The sequence below is a fragment of the Rhizobacter sp. SG703 genome (genome assembly GCF_012275445.1).
Taxonomy (GTDB): domain Bacteria; phylum Pseudomonadota; class Gammaproteobacteria; order Burkholderiales; family Burkholderiaceae_C; genus Rhizobacter.
On sequence record NZ_JAAZQK010000003.1, the window covers coordinates 264,664 to 289,043 of the forward strand.

Annotated in this window: 14 protein-coding genes; 8 read left to right on the top strand and 6 right to left on the bottom strand. The window is 67.8% G+C overall.

Annotation, left to right across the window (positions count from 1 at the left end; genetic code table 11):
* Nucleotides 1–65: 65 nt before the first annotated feature.
* Complete coding sequence (locus FHT26_RS30295) at nt 66–10,145, bottom strand: beta strand repeat-containing protein (RefSeq protein ID WP_168559417.1); 10,080 nt, start codon at nt 10,143–10,145, stop codon at nt 66–68.
* Between the two features lie 189 nt (nt 10,146–10,334).
* On the opposite strand from FHT26_RS30295, the gene sbcB reads away from it, so the two are divergent.
* On the top strand, nt 10,335–11,783 hold the full coding sequence (sbcB, locus tag FHT26_RS06900) for an exodeoxyribonuclease I (protein WP_168559418.1): 1,449 nt from the start codon (nt 10,335–10,337) through the stop codon (nt 11,781–11,783).
* 145 nt (nt 11,784–11,928) lie between these two features.
* Here the strand turns inward: sbcB and acnB are convergent, their stop codons facing one another.
* The 5 genes from acnB to FHT26_RS06925 form a co-directional block, all read right to left on the bottom strand.
* Nucleotides 11,929–14,508 carry a bifunctional aconitate hydratase 2/2-methylisocitrate dehydratase gene (acnB, locus tag FHT26_RS06905; RefSeq protein WP_168559419.1) on the bottom strand — a complete coding sequence of 860 codons (2,580 nt, stop codon included), beginning with the start codon at nt 14,506–14,508 and terminating at the stop codon, nt 11,929–11,931.
* Nucleotides 14,509–14,672: 164 nt separating this feature from the next.
* Nucleotides 14,673–15,146: a hypothetical protein gene (locus FHT26_RS06910; protein ID WP_168559420.1), complete on the bottom strand. Its 474-nt coding sequence runs from the start codon at nt 15,144–15,146 to the stop codon at nt 14,673–14,675.
* Nucleotides 15,147–15,278: 132 nt separating this feature from the next.
* On the bottom strand, nt 15,279–16,271 hold the full coding sequence (locus FHT26_RS06915; protein WP_168559421.1) for an HpcH/HpaI aldolase/citrate lyase family protein: 993 nt from the start codon (nt 16,269–16,271) through the stop codon (nt 15,279–15,281).
* Nucleotides 16,272–16,356: 85 nt separating this feature from the next.
* Nucleotides 16,357–17,136, bottom strand: coding sequence for a trans-aconitate 2-methyltransferase (gene tam / locus FHT26_RS06920; protein WP_168559422.1), 780 nt, complete (start codon nt 17,134–17,136; stop codon nt 16,357–16,359).
* Between the two features lie 74 nt (nt 17,137–17,210).
* Complete coding sequence (locus tag FHT26_RS06925) at nt 17,211–18,197, bottom strand: malate dehydrogenase (protein WP_047511238.1); 987 nt, start codon at nt 18,195–18,197, stop codon at nt 17,211–17,213.
* A 195-nt stretch (nt 18,198–18,392) separates the two neighbouring features.
* Between FHT26_RS06925 and FHT26_RS06930 the strand changes: the two genes are divergently transcribed.
* From FHT26_RS06930 to gltA, 7 genes are all read left to right on the top strand, one after another.
* The gene (locus FHT26_RS06930; protein WP_168559423.1) at nt 18,393–19,187 is read left to right on the top strand and encodes a GntR family transcriptional regulator; all 795 of its coding nucleotides are present in this window, start codon (nt 18,393–18,395) and stop codon (nt 19,185–19,187) included.
* Between the two features lie 114 nt (nt 19,188–19,301).
* Nucleotides 19,302–19,730 carry a succinate dehydrogenase, cytochrome b556 subunit gene (gene sdhC / locus FHT26_RS06935; RefSeq protein ID WP_168559424.1) on the top strand — a complete coding sequence of 143 codons (429 nt, stop codon included), beginning with the start codon at nt 19,302–19,304 and terminating at the stop codon, nt 19,728–19,730.
* Nucleotides 19,731–19,741: 11 nt separating this feature from the next.
* On the top strand, nt 19,742–20,104 hold the full coding sequence (gene sdhD / locus FHT26_RS06940; RefSeq protein ID WP_168559425.1) for a succinate dehydrogenase, hydrophobic membrane anchor protein: 363 nt from the start codon (nt 19,742–19,744) through the stop codon (nt 20,102–20,104).
* A 73-nt stretch (nt 20,105–20,177) separates the two neighbouring features.
* Nucleotides 20,178–21,905, top strand: a complete 1,728-nt coding sequence (gene sdhA / locus FHT26_RS06945; RefSeq protein ID WP_246867785.1) for a succinate dehydrogenase flavoprotein subunit — start codon at nt 20,178–20,180, stop codon at nt 21,903–21,905.
* Between the two features lie 31 nt (nt 21,906–21,936).
* Nucleotides 21,937–22,641, top strand: coding sequence for a succinate dehydrogenase iron-sulfur subunit (locus FHT26_RS06950; protein WP_168559427.1), 705 nt, complete (start codon nt 21,937–21,939; stop codon nt 22,639–22,641).
* A gap of 7 nt (nt 22,642–22,648) precedes the next feature.
* Nucleotides 22,649–22,936, top strand: a complete 288-nt coding sequence (locus FHT26_RS06955; RefSeq protein WP_168559428.1) for an FAD assembly factor SdhE — start codon at nt 22,649–22,651, stop codon at nt 22,934–22,936.
* A gap of 41 nt (nt 22,937–22,977) precedes the next feature.
* Complete coding sequence (gltA, locus tag FHT26_RS06960; protein ID WP_168559429.1) at nt 22,978–24,291, top strand: citrate synthase; 1,314 nt, start codon at nt 22,978–22,980, stop codon at nt 24,289–24,291.
* Nucleotides 24,292–24,380 lie beyond the last annotated feature (89 nt).

Genomic DNA, 24,380 nt, shown 5'->3' on the forward strand with positions numbered 1-24,380 from the left:
GGTGACCGGCGTGGGTACGCGGCACGCACTTCAGGAAGTGCGTGCCGCGTCATCGGTGGCCGTGATCAGATCAGCGGGCCGATGTTCTTCAGGTGCTCTTCGTCGGCCAGCAGCTTGTGGTCGACGTGCACCGCCGCATGCGCCGTGCTCGTCTGCGTCGCCGCCACCGTCGGTGCGCTGCTGCCGGCCAGCACGTCGCCGGTCGGCGCGGCCAGCACGTCGGCCAGCTGCACCGGCAGTTCCTTGGCCGCCGCCGCATCGGTCGCCGCCGCCTTGCCGAACCAGACGTCCGCCATGTCGTGCTTGGCGCCGTCGGTCGTCGTGTAGCTCGACACCAGGCCCAGCAGGTTGCCGTTCTGCACCGTGGTGCCGCTGGCGGCATGCAGGTCCAGCGAGACGATCCCGAAGTCGGCCAGGCCTTTCAGCTCGCCGGCTTCCGAGATGCCGTCCTGGTTGGCATCGACCCACACCTTCAGCTTGTCGAAGTTCGCGTCCGCGGCGGTCAGCTTGCCGTCGTGGTTCGTGTCCTCGATCTTCATGGCCTCGTAGCCGTTGCCGGCGCGGGTGCCATCGGCCTTCACGGTGGCGACGCCGAACAGTTCGGTGCCGTCGTTGATCCTGCCGTCGCCGTTGCGGTCCATCACCAGGATGCCGTCCGTCGAAGACGCCCAGCCCACCTTGTTGGCATGGCCGGTGGCGTTCAGGTCGAAGTTGACACCGTGCGCCGCCGACACCGTCGAGACGCCGTCGCCGTTCAGGTCCAGCACGATCGGCGAGGCCGCCATGAAGGCATCCAGCTGCGGCGACGACATCACCGCGATGTCCGCCCCTTCGAAGGCCGAGATCTGCGTCATCGTCATCGCCGCGATGTCCTGGGTCTCCAGCGCCATCGTCTGCGTGGTCGTCAGCGCGACGATCTGGTCGGTCGTCAGCGAATGCACCTGGGCGGTGGTGAATGCGGCAATCTGCGCCGCGCTCAGCGCCTGGAAGGTGTCGGTCGTGATGGCCATCACCTGGTCGGTGGTCAGCGACTGGATCGCGGCCGTGCTCAGCGCATGGATGTCCGCGGTTTCCAGGTGGCCGATCTGCGTGACCGTCAGCGACTGGACCTGCGCGGTGTTCATCACCAGGAACTGCGACGCAGTGAAGGCGTTCAGGTCGTCGGTGGCCAGGTGCGAGATCTGCGACGTGGTCAGGTTGCTGACCTGGCCGCCCAGCGACGACAGCTGCGTGGTCGTCAGTTCGCCCAGCTGCGCATCCGTCAGCGCGCGCAGCGAGGTCGAGGTCAGCGCACGCAGGTCCTGCGTCTCGATCACCGAGATCTGGTCGGTCGTGATGCCGAGCACCTGGGTCGCCGACAGCGACGCGTAGTGCGCCGTCGTCAGCGCCTGCAGGTCGTCGGTGGCCATCGTGCCGATCTGCGACGCGGTCAGCGCCGCCGACTGCGCGGTGGTCAGCGCAGCGAACTGCGTGCCGGTCAGCGCATTCAGGTCGTCACTCGACAGGCTGGAGATCTGCGTGGTGGTCAGCGAGGCGACCTGCGCCGTCGTCAGCGCGCCGAACTGGTCGGAGCCCATCGCGTCCAGCTGGGCGGTGCTCAGCGAACGCAGCGCCGCGGTGCTCAGCGCACGCAGGTCGTCGGTCTGCAGGGCCGCCATCTGGTCGGACGTGAGGGTCTGCACCTGCGCCGTCGAGAAGACCGCGAACTGGCTGGTGGTCAGCGCGTTCAGGTCGTCGGTGGTCAGCGTGCCGACCTGGCTGGCCGACAGGGCCGCCACCTGGCCGGTGGTCAGCGCCGCCATCTGGTCGGAGGTCAGCGCCGCCAGCTGCTCGGAGTCGAGCGCGCGGATCGCGTTGGTGCTCAGCGCGCGCAGGTCGGACGATTCCAGGTTCGGCATCTGGTCGGACGTCAGCGCATGCGCCTGGGCCGTGGTCAGTGCCGCGTACTGGGCGGTCGTCAGCGCGCGCAGGTCGTCGGATTGCAGGCCGGCGATCTGGGTCGGCGTCAGCGACGCCACCTGGGCCGTCGACATCGCCGCGAACTGCGCGGTGCCGAAGGCGTTCAGGTCGTCGGTGACCAGGTTGCTCAGCTGCGCCGTGGTCATCGCGGCCACTTGCGCCACCGTCAGCTGGCCCATCTGGTCGGAGCTCAGCGCATCGATCTGCGCGGTGCTCATGGTGGCGATGGCCGAGGTGCTGATGGCACGCAGGTCCGACGATTCCAGGTGCGGGATCTGGTCGGAGGTCAGTGACGCGACCTGCGCGGTCGACAGGATCGCGAACTGGCTGGTGCTCAGCGCATTCAGCGAGTCGGAGGTCAGCGACGACAGCTGGGTGGTCGTCAGCGCGGCCACTTGCGCGGTCGTCAGCGAGGCGACCTGGTCCGAGGTCAGCGCAGCGAACTGGTCGCTGTTCAGGCCACGGATGCCGGCGGTGCTGATGGCACGCAGGTCGGCCGATTCGAGGTGCGGGATCTGGTCGCTGGTCAGCGCGCCGACCTGCGCGGTCGACAGCGCGGCGAACTGGGCTGTCGTCATCGCACGCAGGTCGTCGGTTTCCAGGCCAGCCACCTGGCCGACCGTCAGCGATGCGACCTGGGCGGTCGACAGCGCGGCGAAGTCGGCGGTGTTCAGCGCATTCAGGTCGGTGCTGGTCAGGTTGGCCAGCTGGGTCGTCGTCAGGCCGGCCACTTGCGCAGTGGTCAGCTGGCCCATCTGGTCGGAGGTCAGCGCGTTCAGCTGGTCGGTGGTCCAGTTGCGGATCGCGGCAGTGCTCAGCGCACGCAGGTCGGCCGATTCCAGCGTCGGGATCTGGTCGGTGGTCAGCGCGGCGGCCTGGGCGGTCGACAGCGTCGCGAATTGCGTCGTCGTCAGCGCGTTCAGGTCGTCGGTGCCGAGTTGCGACAGCTGGGTCGTCGTCAGCGCGGCCACCTGCGCGGTCGTCAGCGCAGCGAACTGGTCGCTGGTCAGCGAGCCGAGCTGGTCGGAGTTCAGCTGGCGCAGCGCCGTGGTGCTGATCGCCCGCAGGTCGGCCGACTCCAGGTTCGGCAGCTGGTCGCTGGTCAGCGCAGCGACTTGCGCGGTCGACAGCGCGGCGAAGTGCGCGGTGGTCATCGCACGCAGGTCGTCCGACTGCAGGCCGGCGATCTGGCCGGCCGTCAGCGAAGCGACCTGGGCGGTCGACAGCGCGGCGAAGTCAGCGGTGTTCAGCGCGTTCAGGTCGTCGCTGACCAGGTTGCTCAGCTGGGCGGTCGTCAGCGCGGCCACTTGCGCTGTCGTCAGCTGGCCCATCTGGTCGCTGGTCAGCGCGTCGACCTGTGCGGTGCTCCAGTTGCGGATCGCGGCGGTGCTCAGCGCGCGCAGGTCCGACGATTCCAGGTGCGGGATCTGGTCGGAGGTCAGCGACGCGGCCTGGGCGGTCGACAGGATCGCGAACTGCGCAGTGCTCAGTGCATTCAGCGAGTCGGAGGTCAGCGACGACAGCTGGGTGGTCGTCAGCGCGGCGACTTGCGCGGTCGTCAGCGAGGCGACCTGGTCCGAGGTCAGCGCAGCGAACTGGTCGCTGTTCAGGCCGCGGATGCCGGCGGTGCTGATCGCACGCAGGTCGGCCGATTCGAGGTGCGGGATCTGGTCGCTGGTCAGCGCGCCGACTTGCGCGGTCGACAGCGCGGCGTAGTGCGCCGTCGTCATCGCCCGCAGGTCGTCGGTCTCCAGGCCAGCCATCTGGCCGACCGTCAGCGATGCGACCTGGGCGGTCGACAGCGCAGCGAAGTCAGCGGTGTTCAGCGCATTCAGGTCGGTGCTGGTCAGGTTGGCCAGCTGGGTCGTCGTCAGGCCGGCCACTTGCGCGGTGGTCAGCTGGCCTATCTGGTCGGAGGTCAGCGCGTTCAGCTGGTCGGTGTTCCACGAACGCAGCGCGGCGGTGCTCAGCGCGCGCAGGTCGGCCGATTCCAGGTGCGGGATCTGGTCGGTGGTCAGCGATGCGACTTGCGTGGTCGACAGGATCGCGAACTGGCTGGTGCTCAGCGCGTTCAGCGAATCGGAGGTCAGCGACGACAGCTGGGTGGTCGTCAGCGCGGCCACTTGCGCGGTCGTCAGCGAGGCGACCTGGTCCGAGGTCAGCGCAGCGAACTGGTCGCTGTTCAGGCCACGGATGCCGGCGGTGCTGATCGCACGCAGGTCGGCCGATTCCAGGTGCGGGATCTGGTCGCTGGTGAGGGCTCCGACTTGCGCGGTCGACAGTGCGGCGTAGTGCGCCGTCGTCATCGCCCGCAGGTCGTCGGTCTCGAGGCCGGCGATCTGGCTGACCTTCAGCGCGGCGACCTGGGCGGTCGTCAGCGCGGCGAAGTCCGCGGTGTTCAGCGCGTTCAGGTCCTCGGTCGTCAGGTTTGCCAGCTGGGTGGTCGTCAGGCCGGCCACTTGCGCGGTCGTCAGCTGGCCCATCTGGTCGGAGGTCAGCGCGTTCAGCTGGTCGGTGTTCCACGAACGCAGCGCGGCGGTGCTCAGCGTGCGCAGGTCGGCCGATTCGAGCACCGGGATCTGGTCGGTGGTCAGCGAGGCGACCTGCGTGGTCGACAGCGCGGCGTACTGCTGCGTCGTCAGCGCGCGCAGGTCGTCGCTGTTCAGCGTCGACAGCTGCGTGGTCGTCAGCGCGGCGACCTGGCCGGTCGTCAGCGCGCCGATCTGGCTCGAGTCGAGGGCGGCCAGCTGGTCGGAGTTCAGCGCGCGGATCGCGGTGGTGCTGATGGCCCGCAGGTCGGCCGATTCGAGGTTCGGGATCTGGTCGGTGGTCAGCGCGCCGACCTGGGCGGTCGTCAGCGCGGCGAACTGGGCGGTACTCAGCGCACGCAGGTCATCGGACTGCAGCCCGGCGATCTGGGTCGGCGTCAGCGACGCGACCTGCGCAGTGCTCAGCGCAGCGAACTGCGCGGTGTTCATCGCGTTCAGGTCGTCGGTGACCAGGTTGCTCAGCTGGGCGGTCGTCAGGCCGGCGACCTGGGCGGTCGAAAGCGTGCCCATCTGGTCGGAGGTCAGTGCGTCGACCTGCGCGGTGCTCCAGTTGCGGATCGCGGCGGTGCTCAGCGCGCGCAGGTCGGCCGATTCCAGGTGCGGGATCTGGTCGGTGGTCAGCGCGGCAGCCTGGGCGGTCGACAGGATCGCGAACTGGTTGGTCGTCAGCGCGTTCAGGTCGTCGGAGCCGAGGCCGGCCAGCTGGGCCGGCGTCAGCGCAGCGACCTGGCCGGTGGTCAGCGCAGCGAACTGGTCGCTGGTCAACGCACCGAGCTGGTCGGAGTTCAGCTGGCGCAGCGCGGCGGTGCTGATCGCCCGCAGGTCGGCCGATTCCAGGTTCGGAATCTGGTCGGTGGTCAATGCAGCGACTTGCGCGGTGTTCAGCGCGGCGTACTGGGCCGTCGTCAGCGCGCGCAGGTCATCGGACTGCAGGCCGGCGATCTGCGTCGGCGTCAGCGCGGCGACCTGCGCGGTGGACAGCGCGACGAACTGCGCGGTGTTCATCGCGTTCAGGTCGTCGGTGACCAGGTTGGCCAGCTGGGCGGTCGTCAGGCCGGCGACCTGGGCAGTCGTCAGCTGGCCCATCTGGTCGGAGGTCAGCGCATCGACCTGTGCGGTGCTCCAGTTGCGGATCGCGGCGGTGCTCAGCGCGCGCAGGTCGGCCGATTCCAGGTGCGGGATCTGGTCGGTCGTCAGCGCGGCGGCTTGCGCGGTCGACAGCGTCGCGAACTGGTTGGTCGTCAGCGCGTTCAGGTCGTCGGTGCCGAGCGTCGACAGCTGGGTGGTCGTCAGCGCGGCGACCTGGCCGGTGGTCAGCGCGGCGAACTGGTCGCTGGTCAGCGAGCCGAGCTGGTCGGAGTTCAACTGGCGCAGCGCCGTGGTGCTGATCGAGCGCAGGTCGGACGATTCGAGGTTCGGCAGCTGGTCGGTGGTCAGCGCGGCGACCTGGGCGGTCGTCAGTGCGGCGAACTGCGCGGTGCTCAGCGCACGCAGGTCATCGGACTGCAGCCCGGCGATCTGCGTCGGCGTCAGCGATGCGACCTGGGCGGTGCTCAGCGCGACGAACTGCGCGGTGTTCATCGCGTTCAGGTCGTCGGTGACCAGGTTGGCCAGCTGGGCGGTCGTCAGGCCGGCGACCTGGGCAGTCGTCAGCTGGCCCATCTGGTCGGAGGTCAGCGCATCGACCTGCGCGGTGCTCCAGTTGCGGATCGCGGCGGTGCTCAGCGCGCGCAGGTCCGACGATTCCAGGTGCGGGATCTGGTCGGTGGTCAGCGCGGCGGCTTGTGTCGTCGACAGGATCGCGAACTGCGCGGTGCTCAGCGCGTTCAGCGAATCGGAGCTCAGCGAGGCGAGCTGCGTGGTCGTCAACGCGGCCACTTGCGCGGTCGTCAGCGACGCGACCTGGTCCGAGGTCAGCGCGGCGAACTGGTCGCTGTTCAGGCCGCGGATGCCGGCGGTGCTGATCGCACGCAGGTCGGCCGATTCGAGGTGCGGGATCTGGTCGCTGGTCAGCGCGCCGACCTGGGCGGTCGACAGCGCGGCGAACTGGGCCGTCGTCATCGCACGCAGGTCGTCGGTCTCGAGGCCGGCGACCTGGGCGACCTTCAGCGCGGCGACCTGGGCGGTCGACAACGCGGCGAAGTCGGCGGTGTTCAGTGCGTTCAGGTCTTCGGTCGTCAGGTTGGCGACCTGGGTCGTCGACAGCGCGGCGACCTGGGCCGTGGTCAGCGCGCCCATGTGGTCGCTGTTCAGGGCGGCCAGCTGGTCGCTGTTCAGCGCGCGGATCGCGGCGGTGCTCAGCGCACGCAGGTCCTGCGTCTCCAGGTTCGACATCTGCGTCGTCGTGATGGCGGCGGCCTGGGCGGTCGTCATCGCGGCGAACTGTGCGGTCGTCAGCGCGTTCAGGTTGCTGGTGTTCAGGCCGTCGACCTGCGGCGTCGAGGTCAGCGCGGCGACCTGGGCGGTCGTCAGCTGGGCCATCTGGTCGGAGGTCAGCGCATTGATCTGGTCGGTGTTCAGCGCGCGCAGTGCGGTGGTGCTGATCGAGCGCAGGTCGGCCGATTCGAGGTTCGGGATCTGGTCGGTCGTCAGCGCGCCGATCTGGGCCGAGTTCATCGCGGCGAACTGCGCGGTGCTCAGCGCACGCAGGTCATCGGATTGCAGCCCGGCGATCTGGGTGGTGGTCAGCGACGCGACCTGGGCGGTGGACAGCGCAGCGAACTGCGCGGTGTTCATCGCGTTCAGGTCGGTGGTGTTCAGGCTCTGCAGCTGGGTGGTCGTCAGGCCGGCGACCTGCGCGGTCGAAAGCGTGCCCATCTGGTCGGAGGTCAGCGCGTCGAGTTGCGCGGTGGTCCAGTTGCGCAGCGCGGCGGTGCTCAGCGTGCGCAGGTCGGACGACTCCAGGTGCGGGATCTGGTCGGTGGTCAGCGCGGCGGTCTGCGCGCTCGACATCGCGGTGAACTGCGCGGTGCTCAGCGCGTTCAGGTCGTCGGAGGCCAGCGACGCGATCTGCGTGGTCGTCAGCGCGGCCACCTGCGTGGTCGTCAGCGACGCGATCTGGTCGGACGTGAGGGCAGCGAACTGGTCGCTGTTGAGGCCGCGGATGCCGGCGGTGCTGATCGCACGCAGGTCCGAGGACTCGATGTTGGGCATCTGGTCGGAGGTCAGCGCGGCGACCTGCGCGGTCGTCAGCGCGGCGTACTGGCCGGTGGTCAGCGCACGCAGGTCATCGGATTGCAGGCCGGCGATCTGCGTCGGCGTCAGCGCGGCGACCTGCGCGGTGGACAGCGCGACGAACTGCGCGGTGTTCATCGCGTTCAGGTCGTCGGTGACCAGGTTGGCCAGCTGGGCGGTCGTCAGTGCCGCCACCTGCGAGGTGGTCAGCTGGCCCATCTGGTCGGAGGTCAGCGCATCGACCTGTGCGGTGCTCCAGTTGCGGATCGCGGCGGTGCTCAGCGCGCGCAGGTCGGCCGATTCCAGCGTCGGGATCTGGTCGGTGGTCAGCGCGGCGGCTTGCGCGGTCGACAGCGTCGCGAACTGGTTGGTCGTCAGTGCGTTCAGGTCGTCGGTGCCGAGCGTCGACAGCTGGGTGGTCGTCAGCGCGGCGACCTGGCCGGTGGTCAGCGCGGCGAACTGGTCGCTGGTCAGCGAGCCGAGCTGGTCGGAGTTCAACTGGCGCAGCGCCGTGGTGCTGATCGAGCGCAGGTCGGACGATTCGAGGTTCGGCAGCTGGTCGGTGGTCAGCGCGGCGACCTGGGCGGTCGTCAGTGCGGCGAACTGCGCGGTGCTCAGCGCACGCAGGTCATCGGACTGCAGGCCGGCGATCTGGGTCGGCGTCAGCGATGCGACCTGGGCGGTGCTCAGCGCAGCGAACTGCGCGGTGTTCATCGCGTTCAGGTCGTCGGTGACCAGGTTGCTCAGCTGGGCGGTCGTCAGGCCGGCGACCTGGGCGGTCGAAAGCGTGCCCATCTGGTCGGAGGTCAGTGCGTCGACCTGCGCGGTGCTCCAGTTGCGGATCGCGGCGGTGCTCAGCGCGCGCAGGTCGGCCGATTCCAGGTGCGGGATCTGGTCGGACGTCAGCGCGGCGGCTTGCGCCGTCGACAGCACGCCGAACTGCGTGGTGCTCAGCGCGTTCAGCGAATCGGTCGTCAGCGACGACAGCTGGCCGGTCGTCAGCGCGGAGATCTGGCTGGTCGTCAGCGAGGCGACCTGGTCCGAGGTCAGCGCGCCGAACTGGTCGCTGTTCAAGCCGCGGATGCCGGCGGTGCTGATGGCCCGCAGGTCGGCCGATTCGAGGTGCGGGATCTGGTCGCTGGTCAGCGCGCCGACTTGCGCGGTGGTCAGTGCGGCGAACTGGGCGGTGCTCAGTGCGCGCAGGTCGTCGGTCTGCAGGCCGGCGATCTGCGTCGGCGTCAGCGCGACGACCTGGGCGGTCGACAGCGCGGCGAACTGCGCGGTGTTGAGTGCGTTCAGGTCGTCGGTGGTCAGATTGGCGAGTTGAGCGGTGGTCAGGCCGGCGACCTGGGCGGTCGTCAGTGCGCCCATCTGGTCGGAGGTCAGCGCATCGATCTGCGCGGTGGTCCAGTTGCGCAGCGCGGCGGTGCTCAGCGCGCGCAGGTCGTTGGTCTCGAGCGTCGGGATCTGGTCGGTGGTCAGCGCGGCGGCTTGCGCGGTCGACAGCGTCGCGAATTGCGTGGTCGTCAGTGCGTTCAGGTCGTCGGTGCCGAGCGTCGACAGCTGGGTCGTCGTCAGCGCGGCGACCTGGCCGGTGGTCAGTGCGGCGAACTGGTCGCTGGTCAGCGAGCCGAGCTGGTCGGAGTTCAACTGGCGCAGTGCGGTGGTGCTGATCGCGCGCAGGTCCGAGGACTCGAGGTTCGGCAGCTGGTCGGTGGTCAGCGCGGCGACCTGGGCGGTCGTCAGTGCGGCGAACTGCGCGGTGCTCAGCGCGCGCAGGTCATCGGACTGCAGACCGGCGACCTGGGTCGGGGTCAGCGCGGCGACTTGCGCGGTCGACAGCGCGGCGAACTGCGCGGTGTTCATCGCGTTCAGGTCGTCGGTGACCAGGTTGGCCAGCTGGGCGGTCGTCATCGCGGCCACCTGCGAGGTGGTCAGCTGGCCCATCTGGTCGGAGGTCAGCGCATCGATCTGCGCGGTCGACAGGTTGCGGATCGCGGCCGAGCTCAGCGAGCGCAGGTCCGACGATTCGAGCGTCGGGATCTGGTCGGTGGTCAGCGCGGCGGCCTGGGCGGTGGTCAGCGCGGCGAACTGGTTGGTCGTCAGCGCGTTCAGGTCGTCGGTGCCGAGCTGCGAGATCTGCGTGGTCGTCAGCGACGCGACCTGCGCGGTCGTCAGCGCGGCGAACTGGTCGGAGCCGAAGGCGCCGAGCTGGTCGGAGTTCAGCGCGCGCAGCGTGGTCGAGCTCAGGGCCCGCAGGTCCTGCGTTTCCATCACGGCCAGTTCGGCGGTGCCGATCGCGGACACGTTGGTCGACGGGATCGCGGCGACCTGGGTCGTCGTCAGTGCCTGGAACTGCGCGGTATTGAACGCGGCCCAGTCCTCGGTCGTCAGCCCGGCAATGGACTTGGTCGACAAGCCGGCGATCTGAGCGGTCGTCAGGAACTGAATGATGCTGGCCATGAAGGGCGTCCTTTGTGTGGAATTCGTTTGCGGGGTTCGGCCGGTGTGCGTACACCTGCTCCAGACCGGACCCAGTCAAACGGGAATATCGGATGGATGGACGGGGCCCTTAAGCTGCAAATGAGGCAGCGATACCGCGTTGTTCGCGCAATCCGTCCGGGTTGGGCCGGTGCTGTTAGATTGCGCGCCATGACCGATTTCACGTTCTACTGGCACGACTACGAAACCTTCGGCCGCGTGCCGCGCCATGACCGGCCGGCCCAGTTCGCCGGCATCCGCACCGATGCCGAGCTGAACGAGCTGCCCGGCGGCGAGCTGATGGTGTATTGCCAGCCGGCGCCCGACTACCTGCCCGATCCGGAGTCGTGCCTGCTGACCGGCATCCTTCCTCAGACCTGCCTGGAACGAGGCGTGCCGGAGCATGCGTTCGCCGATGCGATCGAGGCGCAGCTGGCGCAGCCGGGCACGATCGGTGTCGGCTACAACACGATCCGCTTCGACGACGAGGTGACGCGCCACCTGTTCTGGCGCAACCTGATCGACCCGTATGCCCGCGAGTGGCAGAACCAGTGCGGGCGCTGGGACCTGCTCGACGTGGTGCGGCTGACCTGGGCGTTGCGGCCGGAAGGCATCACCTGGCCGACGCATGACGACGGCCGGCCGTCGTTCAAGCTGGAGCACCTGACGGCCGCGAACGGACTGGCGCACGAGGCGGCGCACGATGCGTTGTCGGATGTGCGGGCGACGATCGCGTTGGCGAAGCTGATCAGGTCGCGCCAGCCGCGGCTGTGGGATTTCGCACTGAAGCTGCGCCGCAAGGACGAGGTGATCCAGGAGATGGGCGTGGGCCGGCCGTTCCTGCACATCTCGGGCATGTACGGCGTCGAGCGTGGCTGCATGGCGCTGGTGTGGCCGCTGGCGCCGCATCCGAGCAACAAGAACGAAGTGATCGTGTGGGACCTGGCGAGCGACCCGTCGGAGCTGTTCACGCTGGATGTCGAGACGATCCGGCTGCGCATGTTCAGCAAGGCCGACGACCTGCCCGAGGGCGTGACGCGCCTGCCGATCAAGACCATCCACATCAACAAGTCACCGATGGTGATCGGCAACCTGAAGACGCTGGGCGATGCGGTGGCCGCAAAGTGGGGCATCGACATCCCCCAAGTCATGGCGCATGCCGAGATCGCCGCGAAGCAGGGGCAGCTGCTGGCCGGCATGTGGCCGGGCGTGTTCGAGCGGCCGCCGGCCGACCGGAAGCCGGATGTTGACGAAGACCTGTATGGCGGCTTCGTTGGCAACGAAGACCGCAAGGCGCTACAGCGGCTGCGCGGGCTGTCGCCGCAGCAGTTGGCCGACAAGCGACCGGCGTTTGCCGATCCGCGGCTGTCGGAGATCCTGTTCCGCTATCGGGCGCGCAATTTCCCCGAGACGCTCAGCGAAGCCGAACAGGCGCAGTGGCTGGAGCACCGGGTGCACAAGCTGCACGACGGGGCAGGAGGCGCGCTGACGCTGCAGGCGTTCTTCGACCGGATCGACGGGCTGCAGGAATCGGAAGCGCTGGCAGAAGACGAGCGGGCGCAGGACATCCTTGGGGCGCTGGTCGACTACGCAACGGAGATTGCGCCTGAGCGGGACTGATGGTTGGCGGGTCCGATGAGTCAGTCCACGAAGCGCGCTGGCGCACGCCATCCCCCAAGCCGATCTTCTCCGTCACCCCAGAAATCGCCCCCAGCCCATCCCCTCCCCACCCGCGCCTTTGCACGCGCTTGCGCGCGCGCAGAACTCAAGCCTCCGAATACTCCTTGATCCGGTCGAAGTTCAGATACTGGTAGACCTTGTCCGAGGCCGCCGTCAGCACCCCCATGTCGGCCATGTACTCGTCCTTCGTCGGGATCCGCCCGAGCTTCGAGCAGATCGACGCCAGCTCGGCCGAGCCGAGGTAGACGTTGCTGTTCTTGCCCAGCCGGTTCGGGAAGTTGCGCGTGCTGGTCGAGAACACCGTCGCGCCTTCCTTCACCTGCGCCTGGTTGCCCATGCACAGGCTGCAGCCCGGCATCTCCATGCGCGCGCCCGCCGTGCCGAGTACGCCGTAGTGGCCTTCCTCGGTCAGCTGGTGCGCATCCATCTTGGTCGGCGGCGCCACCCACAGCTTCACCGGGATGTCGCGCTTGCCCTCGAGCAGCTTGCTGGCCGCCCGGAAATGGCCGATGTTGGTCATGCACGAACCGATGAACACCTCGTCGATCTTCGCGCCCGACACCTCGGACAGCGTCTTCACGTCGTCCGGGTCGTTCGGGCACGCGACGATCGGCTCGTGCACGTCGGCCAGGTCGATCTCGATCACCGCCGCGTAGTCGGCATCCGCATCGCCCTTCAGCAGCTGCGGGTTCGCGAGCCAGGCCTCTTGCGCGGCAATGCGGCGCTCCAGCGTGCGCGCATCGGCATACCCCTGCGCGATCATCCACTTCATCAGCGTGATGTTGCTGTTGATGTACTCGATGATCGGTTCCTTGTTCAGGTGCACCGTGCAGCCGGCCGCCGAACGCTCGGCCGACGCATCGCTCAGCTCGAAGGCCTGCTCCACCTTCAGCTCGGGCAAGCCTTCGATCTCGAGGATGCGGCCCGAGAAGATGTTCTTCTTGCCCTTCTTGTCGACCGTCAGCAGGCCCTGCTTGATCGCGTACAGCGGGATCGCGTTGACCAGGTCGCGCAGCGTGACGCCCGGCTGCATCGTGCCCTTGAAGCGCACCAGCACGCTCTCCGGCATGTCCAGCGGCATCACGCCGGTGGCGGCCGCGAACGCGACCAGGCCCGAACCGGCCGGGAAGCTGATGCCGATCGGGAAGCGGGTGTGGCTGTCGCCGCCGGTGCCGACGGTGTCGGGCAGCAGGAAGCGGTTCAGCCAGCTGTGGATCACGCCGTCACCAGGGCGCAGCGAAATGCCGCCGCGCGTGCTGATGAACTCCGGCAACTCGTGGTGCATCTTCACGTCGACCGGCTTCGGGTATGCCGCGGTGTGGCAGAAGCTCTGCATCACCAGGTCGGCGCTGAAGCCCAGGCAGGCCAGGTCCTTCAGCTCGTCGCGCGTCATCGGGCCGGTGGTGTCCTGCGAGCCCACGCTGGTCATGCGCGGCTCGCAGTAGGTGCCCGGGCGCACGCCCTGCTGCTGGCCGTTGACGACCGGCAGGCCGCAGGCCTTGCCGACCATCTTCTGCGCCAGCGAGTAGCCCTTCTTGGTATCGACCGGGCTCTGCGGCAGGCGGAACAGCGTCGACGGCGCGAGGCCGAGCGCCTCGCGGGCCTTCGCGGTCAGCCCGCGGCCGACGATCAGCGGAATGCGGCCACCGGCGCGCACTTCGTCGAACAGCACCTCGCTCTTGACCTTGAACTCGGCGATCACCTGGCCGTTCTTCAGCGCCTTGCCTTCATACGGGCGCAACTCGACCACGTCGCCCATCGCCATCTGGCTGACGTCGAGCTCGATCGGCAGCGCGCCGGCGTCTTCCATCGTGTTGTAGAAGATCGGGGCGATCTTGTTGCCCAGGCACACGCCGCCGAAGCGCTTGTTCGGCACGTACGGAATGTCTTCGCCGGTGAACCACAGCACCGAGTTGGTGGCCGACTTGCGGCTGGAACCGGTGCCGACGACGTCGCCGACATAGGCCACCAGGTGGCCCTTGGCACGCAGGTCCTCGATGAACTTGATCGGGCCGCGCTTGCCGTCTTCTTCGGGGGTGATGCCCGGGCGCGCATTCTTCAGCATCGCCAGCGCATGCAGCGGGATGTCGGGGCGGCTCCAGGCGTCGGGCGCCGGCGACAGGTCGTCGGTGTTCGTCTCGCCTCCCACCTTGAAGATGCTGACGGTGATCGACGCCGGCACCTCGGGACGCGACGTGAACCACTCGGCATCGGCCCAGCTCTGCAGCACCGCGCGGGCGTGGTCGTTGCCCTTGTCGGCCTTGGTCTTCACGTCGTGGAACTGGTCGAACATCAGCAAGGTGCCCTTCAGGCCCTTGGCGGCGACGGCGCCGACCGCGGCATCGTCCAGCAGGTCGATCAGCGGGCTGATGTTGTAGCCGCCGAGCATCGTGCCCAGCAGCTCGGTCGCCAGCTCGCGGGAAATCAGCGAATTGGATTCGGTGCCGTGTGCGACGGCCGCCAGGTACGAAGCCTTCACCTTGGCCGCGTCGTCGACGCCGGCGGGCACGCGGTGGGTCAGCAGGTAGACCAGGTTCGCGCCTTCGCCGGCCGGCGGCACCTTCAGCAGCTCGATCAGTTCGGCGGTCTGCGCGGCCGACAGCGGCAGCGGCGGGATGCCGAGGGCGGCGCGTTCGGCAACGTGTTGGCGATAGGCTTGAAGCATGCGGTTCTCCGGGGGCAACGAGGTTCAGGTCAGGAAAGGAAAAGCCCTGCAGCCGCATTGCGCGGATCTGCCAGGCGCCGGCCACCGGTCGTCGTCGCGACCCCGGGGCACAAGGAACGAAAAAACGGGGGCAGGGCGCTGGCTCGATCTCCGGAGACCGGCGCTTACTTGCCGGCGGCCGCAGCGGCGGCGCGCTGCTTCTCGTGGACGCAGCCGTCGACCAGGCGCTGGCCGACCTTGGTGTCCATCAGCATCGACTTGTTGGCGATCTGCAGCAGCAGCGCAACGCCCTTGACGTCTTCCAGGCGCAGCGCGCCCGTCGACGACGACACCGGCTTCATCGTGAACAGTTTCTTGCCGAAGGCCACGTCGACATACCCGGGGAATTTCGGGTTGATCGAGACGTCGATCTTCTGGTCGAACTCGCATTCGTACGGGCCGTACAGCGTGCGCTCGGCCGCATCGAGCTGGGCCTGGTCGGCGGCCGGCAGCGTCGCTTCGACCTTCTTGGGCGGCGCCTTCTTCGCGGCGGCAGCAGCCGGCTTCGCGGCCGGCTTGGCCGGCGTGGCGGGATCGGCGGCCATGGCAGCGGCCGAAGTCAGCCCGAAGGCCAGGGCGATGATCAGGTTGCGGGACATCGTGTCGCTCCAACAGTTTGTGAGAAGGAGCGATTGTGGAGGTGGGTGGTGGCACACATCGTGGGCCGACCCGCGTCTTTGAAACAATTTGATGGCTTGTTGCGCACTTGCCGCGCGAGGTCGTGGAAAACGTCACGGCCCCTCCGCGAAGAAGGCCTGCCGCACCTCGATCGGCAGCGGCTGCCCGGTGCGGGCGGCGCGCTCCAGCACGTGCCAGTAATAGCGGTAGCTGGCGCGGTCGTGCAGCGTGTCGCGGTGGCTGATCGGCGCCCACTGCGCCGCCTGGGCCGCCATCAGGATCTCGGTCGCCAGGTCGGTTTCGGCGGCGGTCGGCGCGAACGCATCGACGATGGTGCGGACCTGGTCGGGGTGGATGCTCCACATGCGCAGGTAGCCGAGCTGGCGCGCCGCCTTCGACGCCGCGGCCTGCAGCAGGTCGAGCTTGCGGAATTCGGTGACCACGCAGTGCGACGGCACCTTGCCGTGGCCGTGGCAGGCGGCCGAGATCGCCAGCTTGGCGCGCAGCACCAGCGGGTGCTCGAACTGGCCGGTCGCGCTCATCGCCTGGTGGCCGATCGCGCCGCGGTGCGCCGAGACGAAATCCATCAGCCCGAACGACAGCGACTCGATGCGCGGGTGTGCGGCGAGCGCGTCGACCTCGCGCAGCGCACCGTGCGTCTCGACCAGCGCATGGACCGGGATCTGCCGCTCGAGCCCGTGGCGCACGCACGCGGCGTCGATCGACGAGACCGCGGCCTGCAGCTGCGCGAGGCTCTCGACCTTCGGCACCATCAGGTAGGCGAGCCGCGTGCCGGCCCGGCCGACCAGCGTGTCGACGTCGCCGTCGAACGCCGCTTCGTCGGGCGCATGCAGGCGGGCGCCGACGCGGCCGTGGCGGTTGGCCGCCGACATCACGAACGACGCGACCATCTGTGCATGCTCGGCCTCGCCGCCGACCGGCGCGCCGTCTTCGCAGTCGAGCGTGATGTCGAACACCGGGCCGAGCTCGGCCTGCAGCGCAAGGCTCTTGTGCATGCGGGCTTCGACGCCGGCGTAGTGGTCGCAGACGGGCAAGGCCGGCAGCATCTCGCCGGCGCCGAACAGGATGTCGCGCGGGTGAGTCATGACGACCCCTCGTCCGACGCGTACGTCGGCCACTCCCCCGAGGGGAAGGCGGGCCGGCTTGGGAGCGGCCCGGCGCTCGGCCCGCTCATGCCGCACCTTTCGTCGCGACGATGAACAGCCGCGGGAACGCCAGCAGCAGCCGGCCGTCGGCATGCGCCGGGTAGGCTTCGGCGATGCGGCGGGTGTAGGCATCGAGGAACGACGCGCGCAGCGCCGGCGACAACGGATCGACGAACGGCTTCAGCCCGGTGGCGCGCACCCATTCGACGATCGCGGCGGCGTCGGCCATCGGGTGCTGGTACGCGGTGCGCCACACCTGCACCCGCGCAGCCAGCGGCGCGAGCAGGTCGTAGTAGCCGCCGACGCCGAGCATCGGCGTGCGCCTGGCGTCGGCGTTGCCGATCGGTTCGGCCCACGGCGCGAGCGCGGCGGTCTCCCGCATCAAGCGGTGCGTCGGCTCGTCGCGGTTGTCGGGCATCTGGATCGCGAGCGTGCCGCCGGGTGCCAGCTCGGCGAACAGCCGCGGCAGCAGCGTCGCGTGGTCTGGCACCCATTGCAGCGACGCGTTCGCGTAGATCAGCGCTGCGGGCGACGCGGGCCGCCACACCGAGATGTCGCTCTGCTCGAAAGCGCAGCCCGGCAGGCGTTCGCGGGCGCTGGCGAGCATCGCTTCGGAGGTGTCGGTGCCGACGACCTGCGCGCCGGGGAAGCGACCCACCAGCAGCTCGGTCGAATTGCCCGGACCGCAGCCGAGGTCGAACACCGTGCCGGACGGAATGGAACCCACCTGCGCCAGCAGATCGCGCGCCGGGCGCGTGCGCTCGTCTTCGAACTGCTTGTAGAGGTCGGGATTCCAGTCGCTCATCGGGTGCTCCGTCGAAATCGAGCCGAAAAAAAGGCCGGATGCAGTCCGGCCTTCTCTCGGGCCCGCAGCCGTGCTTACAGCAGGTGCTTGACGCCTTCCTGCTCTTCCTGCAGTTCCTTGAGGGTGAGGTTGATGCGCTCTTGCGAGAACGCGTCGATCGCCAAGCCCTCGACCAGCTTGTACTCGCCGCCGGCGGTGGTGACCGGGAAGCCGAACATCGTGTCCTTCGGGATGCCGTACTGGCCGTCGGACGCGATGCCCATCGTGACCCACTTGCCGTTGCTGCCCAGCGCCCAGTCGCGCATGTGGTCGATCGCGGCGTTGGCGGCCGACGCGGCCGAGCTCAGGCCACGGGCTTCGATGATCGCTGCACCGCGCTTGCCGACGGTCGGCAGGAACGTGTCCTTGTTCCACACGTCGTCGTTGATCAGCTCCTTGACCGACTTGCCGTCGATGGTGGCAAAGCGGTAGTCGGCGTACATCGTCGGCGAGTGGTTGCCCCACACGGCCAGCTTCTCGATGCTCGACACCGGCTTGCCGGTCTTCGCGGCGATCTGCGACGCGGCGCGGTTGTGGTCCAGGCGCAGCATCGCGGTGAAGTTCTTGCGCGGCAGGTCGGGGGCGCTCTTCATCGCGATGTAGGCGTTGGTGTTGGCCGGGTTGCCGACCACCAGCACCTTGACGTTGCGCGACGCGACGGCGTTCAGCGCCTTGCCCTGCGCGGTGAAGATCTGCGCGTTGGCGGCCAGCAGGTCCTTGCGCTCCATGCCGGGACCGCGCGGACGGGCGCCGACCAGCAGCGCGTAATCGGTGTCCTTGAAGGCGGTGTTGGCATCGCCATGCGCTTCCATGCCGGCCAGCAGCGGGAACGCGCAATCGTCGAGTTCCATCATCACGCCCTTCAGCGCCTTCTGGGCCTTCTCGTCGGGGATCTCGAGCAGCTGCAGGATCACCGGTTGGTCCTTGCCCAGCATCTCGCCGGAGGCGATACGGAACAGCAGGGCGTAGCCGATCTGGCCAGCGGCACCGGTGACGGCAACGCGAACGGGTTTCTTGCTCATGGGGAGTCTCCGCAGGGTTCAGTGGTCGATGACAGCGCTGCAAGAAGAGGCTTGGTGCAGCCTGCTGTGCGAGCCCGAAGTGTAGGGGAGTCTAGGTGGCGACCCCGCCCTCTGTCAAGGATCTTATGTCTTATATAAGACATCTTCCAGCAGTCATGGACGGCAAGGGGCGAGCTGTGCTGCAATCGCGGTCTCATGGCCACCTCGCCCCCTTCCTCCGCTGTCGCCGCGCTTGCCGCTGCCGCCGGCGAAGCGCCGCCTGCCGACACCGGCGGGCCGGCCTTCAGCCCGCTGTACCAGCAGATCAAGGGCCTGATCACGCGCAGCCTGCAGAGCGGCGAATGGAAGCCGGGCGAGGCGATCCCGAGCGAGATGGAGCTGGCCGCGCGCTACAAGGTCAGCCAAGGCACGGTGCGCAAGGCGATCGACGCGATGGCCGACGAGAACCTGCTGGTGCGCCGCCAGGGCAAGGGCACCTTCGTCGCGACGCATGCCGAAGAGAAGATCCAGTACCGCTTCCTGCGGCTGATGCCCGACGACGGCGAGATCGGCGGCGCGACACGCCATGTCATCGATTGCCGCCGCCAGCGGCCGGGCGCCGAGATTTCGCGCGCGCTCGAGCTGAAGGCCGGCGACGCGGCGATCCAGATCCGCCGGCTGCTGCAGTTCAAGCGCGTGCCGGTGGTGCTGGACGACATCTGGCTGCCGGCCTCGCTGTTCAAGGGGCTGACGGCCGAGCGCCTCACCGGTTACCGCGGGCCGCTGTACGGCCTGTTCGAAACCGAATTCGGCGTGCGCATGATCCGCGCCGAAGAACAATTGCGCGCGGTCGCGGCCGACGCCGGCGCGGCCGGGCTGCTGGGCGTGCCGGTCGGCGAGCCGCTGCTCAGCGTGGAGCGGCTGTCGCGCACCTATGGCGACAAGCCGGTCGAGCTGCGGCGCGGCCTCTACAACACGCGCTCGCATTACTACAGGAACGAACTCAGCTAGCCGCGAAGGCGCATCATTCGCCCGCGGTTGCTTCGCCGAGCCGCACGCGAACGTGCTGCGTTGCAATAAAATCTTCCGGTTTCGTCTCGCACACAACATGCAAACAAGGTGGGTATGACAGAGATTTCCAAGCCAATCTCCTCACGGAGGCCAGGAACGATGCGCCTGATCGATGCCACCCACTACCGGCTGCCGCTGGCGGGCTGGGTGTCGATCCTGCATCGCGTCAGCGGCCTGCTGATGTTCGTGCTGCTCCCGTTCATCATCTGGATGTTCGACACGAGCCTCACCTCCGAGGTCTCGTACTCGCAGTTCACCGGCGTCTTCATGGGCGGCTTCGGCTTCGTGCCGGCCTGGTTCGTCAAGCTCGCGACGCTCGCGCTGATCTGGGCCTACTTGCATCACTTCATCGCCGGCGTGCGCCACCTGTGGATGGACGCGACCCACTCGGTCAGCAAGGAATTCGGCCGCCAGTCGGCACTGGTCACGCTGGTGCTGAGCATCGCGCTGACGCTGGTCCTCGGCTACAAGCTGTTCTTCTGAGGCGCCACACCATGACACAAAACTATGGTTCCAAGCGCCTGGTCGTCGGCGCGCACTACGGTTTGCGCGACTGGATGGCCCAGCGCGCCACCGCGCTGGTGATGGCGCTGTTCACGGTCGCGTTGATCGTGCAGGTGCTGCTGCCGGGCCCGATGGGTTACGACAAATGGGCGAACATCTTCTCGCGCCAATGGATGAAGGTGCTGACCTTCGTCGTGATCGTCTCGCTCGCCTACCACGTGTGGGTCGGCGTGCGCGACGTGCTGATGGACTACGTGAAGCCGGTCGGCGTCAAGCTGGCGCTGCAGGTGCTCACGCTGGTGTGGCTGGTCGGCTGTGCCGGCTGGGCGATTCAAGTGCTCTGGAGACTGTGACGTGAGCTTTTCTTCCTCTTCGATCTCCAGGCGCAAGTTCGACGTCGTCATCGTCGGTGCCGGCGGTTCGGGCATGCGCGCTTCGCTGCAGCTCGCCCGCGCCGGCCTGAACGTCGCCGTGCTGTCCAAGGTGTTCCCGACCCGTTCGCACACGGTCGCCGCGCAAGGCGGCATCGGCGCGTCGCTCGGCAACATGTCGGAAGACAACTGGCACTACCACTTCTTCGACACCGTGAAGGGCTCCGACTGGCTCGGCGACCAGGACGCGATCGAATTCATGTGCCGCGAGGCGCCGAAGGTGGTCTACGAGCTCGAACACTTCGGCATGCCGTTCGACCGCAACCCCGACGGCACCATCTACCAGCGTCCGTTCGGTGGCCACACCGCCAACTACGGCGAGAAGCCGGTGCAGCGCGCCTGTGCCGCCGCCGACCGCACCGGCCACGCGATGCTGCACACGCTGTACCAGCAGAACGTCAAGGCGCGCACGCACTTCTTCGTCGAGTGGATGGCGCTCGACCTGATCCGCGACGCCGACGGCGACGTGGTCGGCGTCACCGCGCTCGAGATGGAGACCGGCGAGCTGCACATCCTCGAAGCCAAGACCGTGCTGCTGGCCACCGGCGGGGCGGGGCGCATCTTCGCGGCGTCGACCAATGCCTTCATCAACACCGGCGACGGCCTGGGCATGGCGGCGCGTGCCGGCATCCCGCTGGAAGACATGGAGTTCTGGCAGTTCCACCCGACCGGCGTGGCCGGTGCCGGCGTGCTGCTGACCGAAGGCTGCCGCGGCGAAGGCGCGATCCTGCGCAACAGCGACGGCGAGCGCTTCATGGAGCGCTATGCGCCGACGCTGAAAGACCTGGCGCCGCGCGATTTCGTCTCGCGCTGCATGGACCAGGAGATCAAGGAAGGGCGCGGCTGCGGTCCGAACAAGGACTACGTCGTGCTCGACATGACCCACCTCGGGTCCGAGACGATCATGAAGCGCCTGCCCAGCGTGCTGGAGATCGGCCACAACTTCGCGAACGTCGACATCACGAAGGAGCCGATCCCGGTCGTGCCGACCATCCACTACCAGATGGGCGGCATCCCGACCAACATCCACGGCCAGGTGGTCGTGCCGAAGGACGGCGATCCGAACGCGGTGGTCAACGGGCTGTACGCGGTCGGCGAATGCTCCTGCGTCAGCGTGCACGGCGCGAACCGCCTGGGCACCAACTCGCTGCTCGACCTGCTGGTGTTCGGCCGCGCGGCCGGCAACCACATCGTCGACGCGGGGCTGAAGGCGAAGGCGCACAAGCCGCTGCCGGCCGATGCGGCCGAGCGCACGCTGGCCCGGCTGAACAAGTACGAAGCCAGCAGCGGCGGCGAGTACGCGCAGGACGTCGCCAACGACCTGCGCAGTTCGATGCAGAAGCATGCCGGCGTGTTCCGCACGCAGGCGTCGATGGACGAAGGCGTCGAGCAGGTCAAGGCGATCGCCGAGCGCGTGAAGAACATCCACCTGGCCGACAAGTCCAAGGTGTTCAACACCGCCCGCATCGAGGCGCTGGAAGTCGAGAACCTGATCGAAGCCGCGCTCGCGACGATGATCTCGGCCGCCGCCCGCCACGAAAGCCGCGGCGCGCACACCGTCAACGATTACGCCGACTCGCCGGAATTCCCGAACGGCCGCAACGACAAGGTGTGGATGAAGCACTCGCTGTGGTACAGCGAAGGCAACCGCCTCGACTACAAGCCGGTCAAGCTGACCCCGCTGACCGCCGAATCGATCCCGCCGAAGGTCCGCTCGTTCTGAGCCATCGCCACAAGAACGTCGAAAGCATTTCATGACCAAGCGTGTTTTCCAGATCTACCGCTACGACCCGGACACGGATTCGAAGCCCCGCATGCAGACGATCGAGGTCGAGCTCGACGGCAGCGAGCGCATGCTGCTCGATGCGCTGATGAAGCTGAAAGCGGTCGACCCGACGATCAGCTTCCGCCGCTCGTGCCGCGAAGGCGTCTGCGGGTCGGACGCGATGAACATCAACGGCAAGAACGGCCTCGCGTGCCTGACCAACATGCGCACGCTGCCCGATGTCGTCGTGCTGAAGCCGCTGCCCGGCCTGCCGGTGGTGCGCGACCTGATCGTCGACATGACGCAGTTCTTCACGCAGTACAACTCGATCAAGCCCTACCTCGTCAACGACATGCCGCCGCCCGAGAAGGAGCGCCTGCAGTCGCCGGAAGAGCGCGAGGAACTGAACGGCCTGTACGAGTGCATCCTGTGCGCCAGCTGCTCGACGAGCTGTCCGAGCTTCTGGTGGAACCCCGACAAGTTCGTCGGCCCCGCCGGCCTGCTGCAGGCCTACCGTTTCATCGCCGACAGCCGCGACCAGGACACCGCCGGTCGCCTCGACAACCTCGAGGACCCGTACCGCCTGTTCCGCTGCCACACGATCATGAATTGCGTCGACGTCTGCCCGAAGGGCCTGAACCCGACGAAGGCCATCGGCAAGATCAAGGAACTGATGGTCCGCCGGGCCGTCTGACACCGGGATGGCGATGAACGAACTGCTCGACGAACGTGCCCTCAGCAAGCTGCGCTGGCGTTGCCGCCGCGGCCTGCTCGAGAACGATCTGTTCGTCGAGCGGTTCTTCGCACGTCATGAGTCCGCGCTGACAGTCCGGCAGGCCGAGGGGTTGACCCTGCTGATGGATCTGTCGGACAACGACCTGCTCGACCTGTTGCTCGCCCGCAAGGAGCCCGAAGGCGATCTGCTGCGCGACGACGTGCTGGAAGTGCTGAAGTTGATGCGCATCCCGCATCCGGCGCTGAACCACTGACAGCGTGTGTATCAAGTCTTACTACCTCTGAAGGAACGCTCATGACCCCGTCCGACGTGAAAGCCACCCTGTCGTTCTCCGATGGCAGCCCTGCGATGGACCTGCCGGTCTACAAGGGCACGATCGGTCCGGACGTGATCGACATCCGCAAGCTGTACGCGCAGACCGGCAAGTTCACCTACGACCCGGGCTTCCTGTCGACCGCTGCCTGCCAGTCGAGCATCACCTACATCGACGGCGACAAGGGCGAGCTGCTGTACCGCGGCTACCCGATCGAGCAGCTCGCGACCAACTGCGACTACCTCGAAACCTGCTACCTGCTGCTGAACGGCGAACTGCCGAACGAAACCGAGAAGACCGATTTCGTGAAGCTGGTGACCAACCACACGATGGTCAACGAGCAGATGCAGTTCTTCCTGCGCGGCTTCCGCCGCGACGCGCACCCGATGGCGGTGCTGACCGGCCTGGTCGGCGGGTTGTCGGCCTTCTATCACGACAGCACCGACATCAACAACCCGAAGCACCGCGAGATCTCGGCGATCCGCCTGATCGCGAAGATGCCGACGCTGGTGGCGATGGCCTACAAGTACGGCATCGGCCAGCCGTACATCTACCCGAAGAACGACCTGTCGTACTCGGGCAACTTCATGCGGATGATGTTCGCGACGCCCTGCGAGGACTACGAGCCGAACGAGGTGCTGGTGCGCGCGATGGACCGCATCTTCATCCTGCATGCCGACCACGAGCAGAACGCGTCGACGTCGACGGTGCGCCTGTGCGGCTCGTCGGGCACCAACCCGTTCGCGGCCATCGCGGCCGGCGTGGCCTGCCTGTGGGGCCCGGCCCACGGCGGCGCCAACGAGGCGGCGCTGAACATGCTGGAAGACGTGCAGAAGATGGGCGGCGTCGAGAAGATCGGCGAGTTCATCAAGCAGGTCAAGGACAAGAACTCCGGCATCAAGCTGATGGGCTTCGGCCACCGCGTCTACAAGAACTACGACCCGCGTGCCAAGCTGATGCGCGAGACCTGCCACGAGGTGCTGAACGCGCTGGGCCTGCAGAACGACCCGCTGTTCAAGCTCGCGATGGAACTCGAGAAGATCGCGCTGGAAGACGAGTACTTCGTCGCCCGCAAGCTGTACCCGAACGTCGACTTCTACTCGGGCATCGTGCAGCGCGCGATCGGCATCCCGGTCAGCCTGTTCACCGCGGTGTTCGCGCTGGCCCGCACGGTCGGCTGGATCGCCCAGCTGAACGAGATGATCGGCGACCCGGAGTACAAGATCGGCCGTCCGCGCCAGCTATTCCACGGTGCCACGCAACGCAATGTGAAACCCATTGCGCAGCGAGGCTGACCCCGCCGGCAAAGCAGCCTGGACCCCACCCTGCGAAAACCCCGGCCTGGCGCCGGGGTTTTTTGTTGTCCAGCGCCTAAAATCCGCAG

Excerpts from the sequence above, each read along its gene's own strand:
- FHT26_RS06910 (WP_168559420.1), bottom strand. The coding sequence starts at position 15,146 with ATGTCCCGCAACCTGATCATCGCCCTGGCCTTCGGGCTGACTTCGGCC.
- FHT26_RS06925 (WP_047511238.1), bottom strand. The coding sequence starts at position 18,197 with ATGAGCAAGAAACCCGTTCGCGTTGCCGTCACCGGTGCCGCTGGCCAG.
- FHT26_RS06915 (WP_168559421.1), bottom strand. The coding sequence starts at position 16,271 with ATGACTCACCCGCGCGACATCCTGTTCGGCGCCGGCGAGATGCTGCCG.
- FHT26_RS06950 (WP_168559427.1), top strand. The coding sequence starts at position 21,937 with ATGACCAAGCGTGTTTTCCAGATCTACCGCTACGACCCGGACACGGAT.
- sdhA (WP_246867785.1), top strand. The coding sequence starts at position 20,178 with ATGCGCGCTTCGCTGCAGCTCGCCCGCGCCGGCCTGAACGTCGCCGTG.
- sdhC (WP_168559424.1), top strand. The coding sequence starts at position 19,302 with ATGACAGAGATTTCCAAGCCAATCTCCTCACGGAGGCCAGGAACGATG.
- sdhD (WP_168559425.1), top strand. The coding sequence starts at position 19,742 with ATGACACAAAACTATGGTTCCAAGCGCCTGGTCGTCGGCGCGCACTAC.
- gltA (WP_168559429.1), top strand. The coding sequence starts at position 22,978 with ATGACCCCGTCCGACGTGAAAGCCACCCTGTCGTTCTCCGATGGCAGC.
- FHT26_RS06955 (WP_168559428.1), top strand. The coding sequence starts at position 22,649 with ATGGCGATGAACGAACTGCTCGACGAACGTGCCCTCAGCAAGCTGCGC.
- FHT26_RS06930 (WP_168559423.1), top strand. The coding sequence starts at position 18,393 with ATGGCCACCTCGCCCCCTTCCTCCGCTGTCGCCGCGCTTGCCGCTGCC.
- tam (WP_168559422.1), bottom strand. The coding sequence starts at position 17,136 with ATGAGCGACTGGAATCCCGACCTCTACAAGCAGTTCGAAGACGAGCGC.
- sbcB (WP_168559418.1), top strand. The coding sequence starts at position 10,335 with ATGACCGATTTCACGTTCTACTGGCACGACTACGAAACCTTCGGCCGC.
- acnB (WP_168559419.1), bottom strand. The coding sequence starts at position 14,508 with ATGCTTCAAGCCTATCGCCAACACGTTGCCGAACGCGCCGCCCTCGGC.
- FHT26_RS30295 (WP_168559417.1), bottom strand. The coding sequence starts at position 10,145 with ATGGCCAGCATCATTCAGTTCCTGACGACCGCTCAGATCGCCGGCTTG.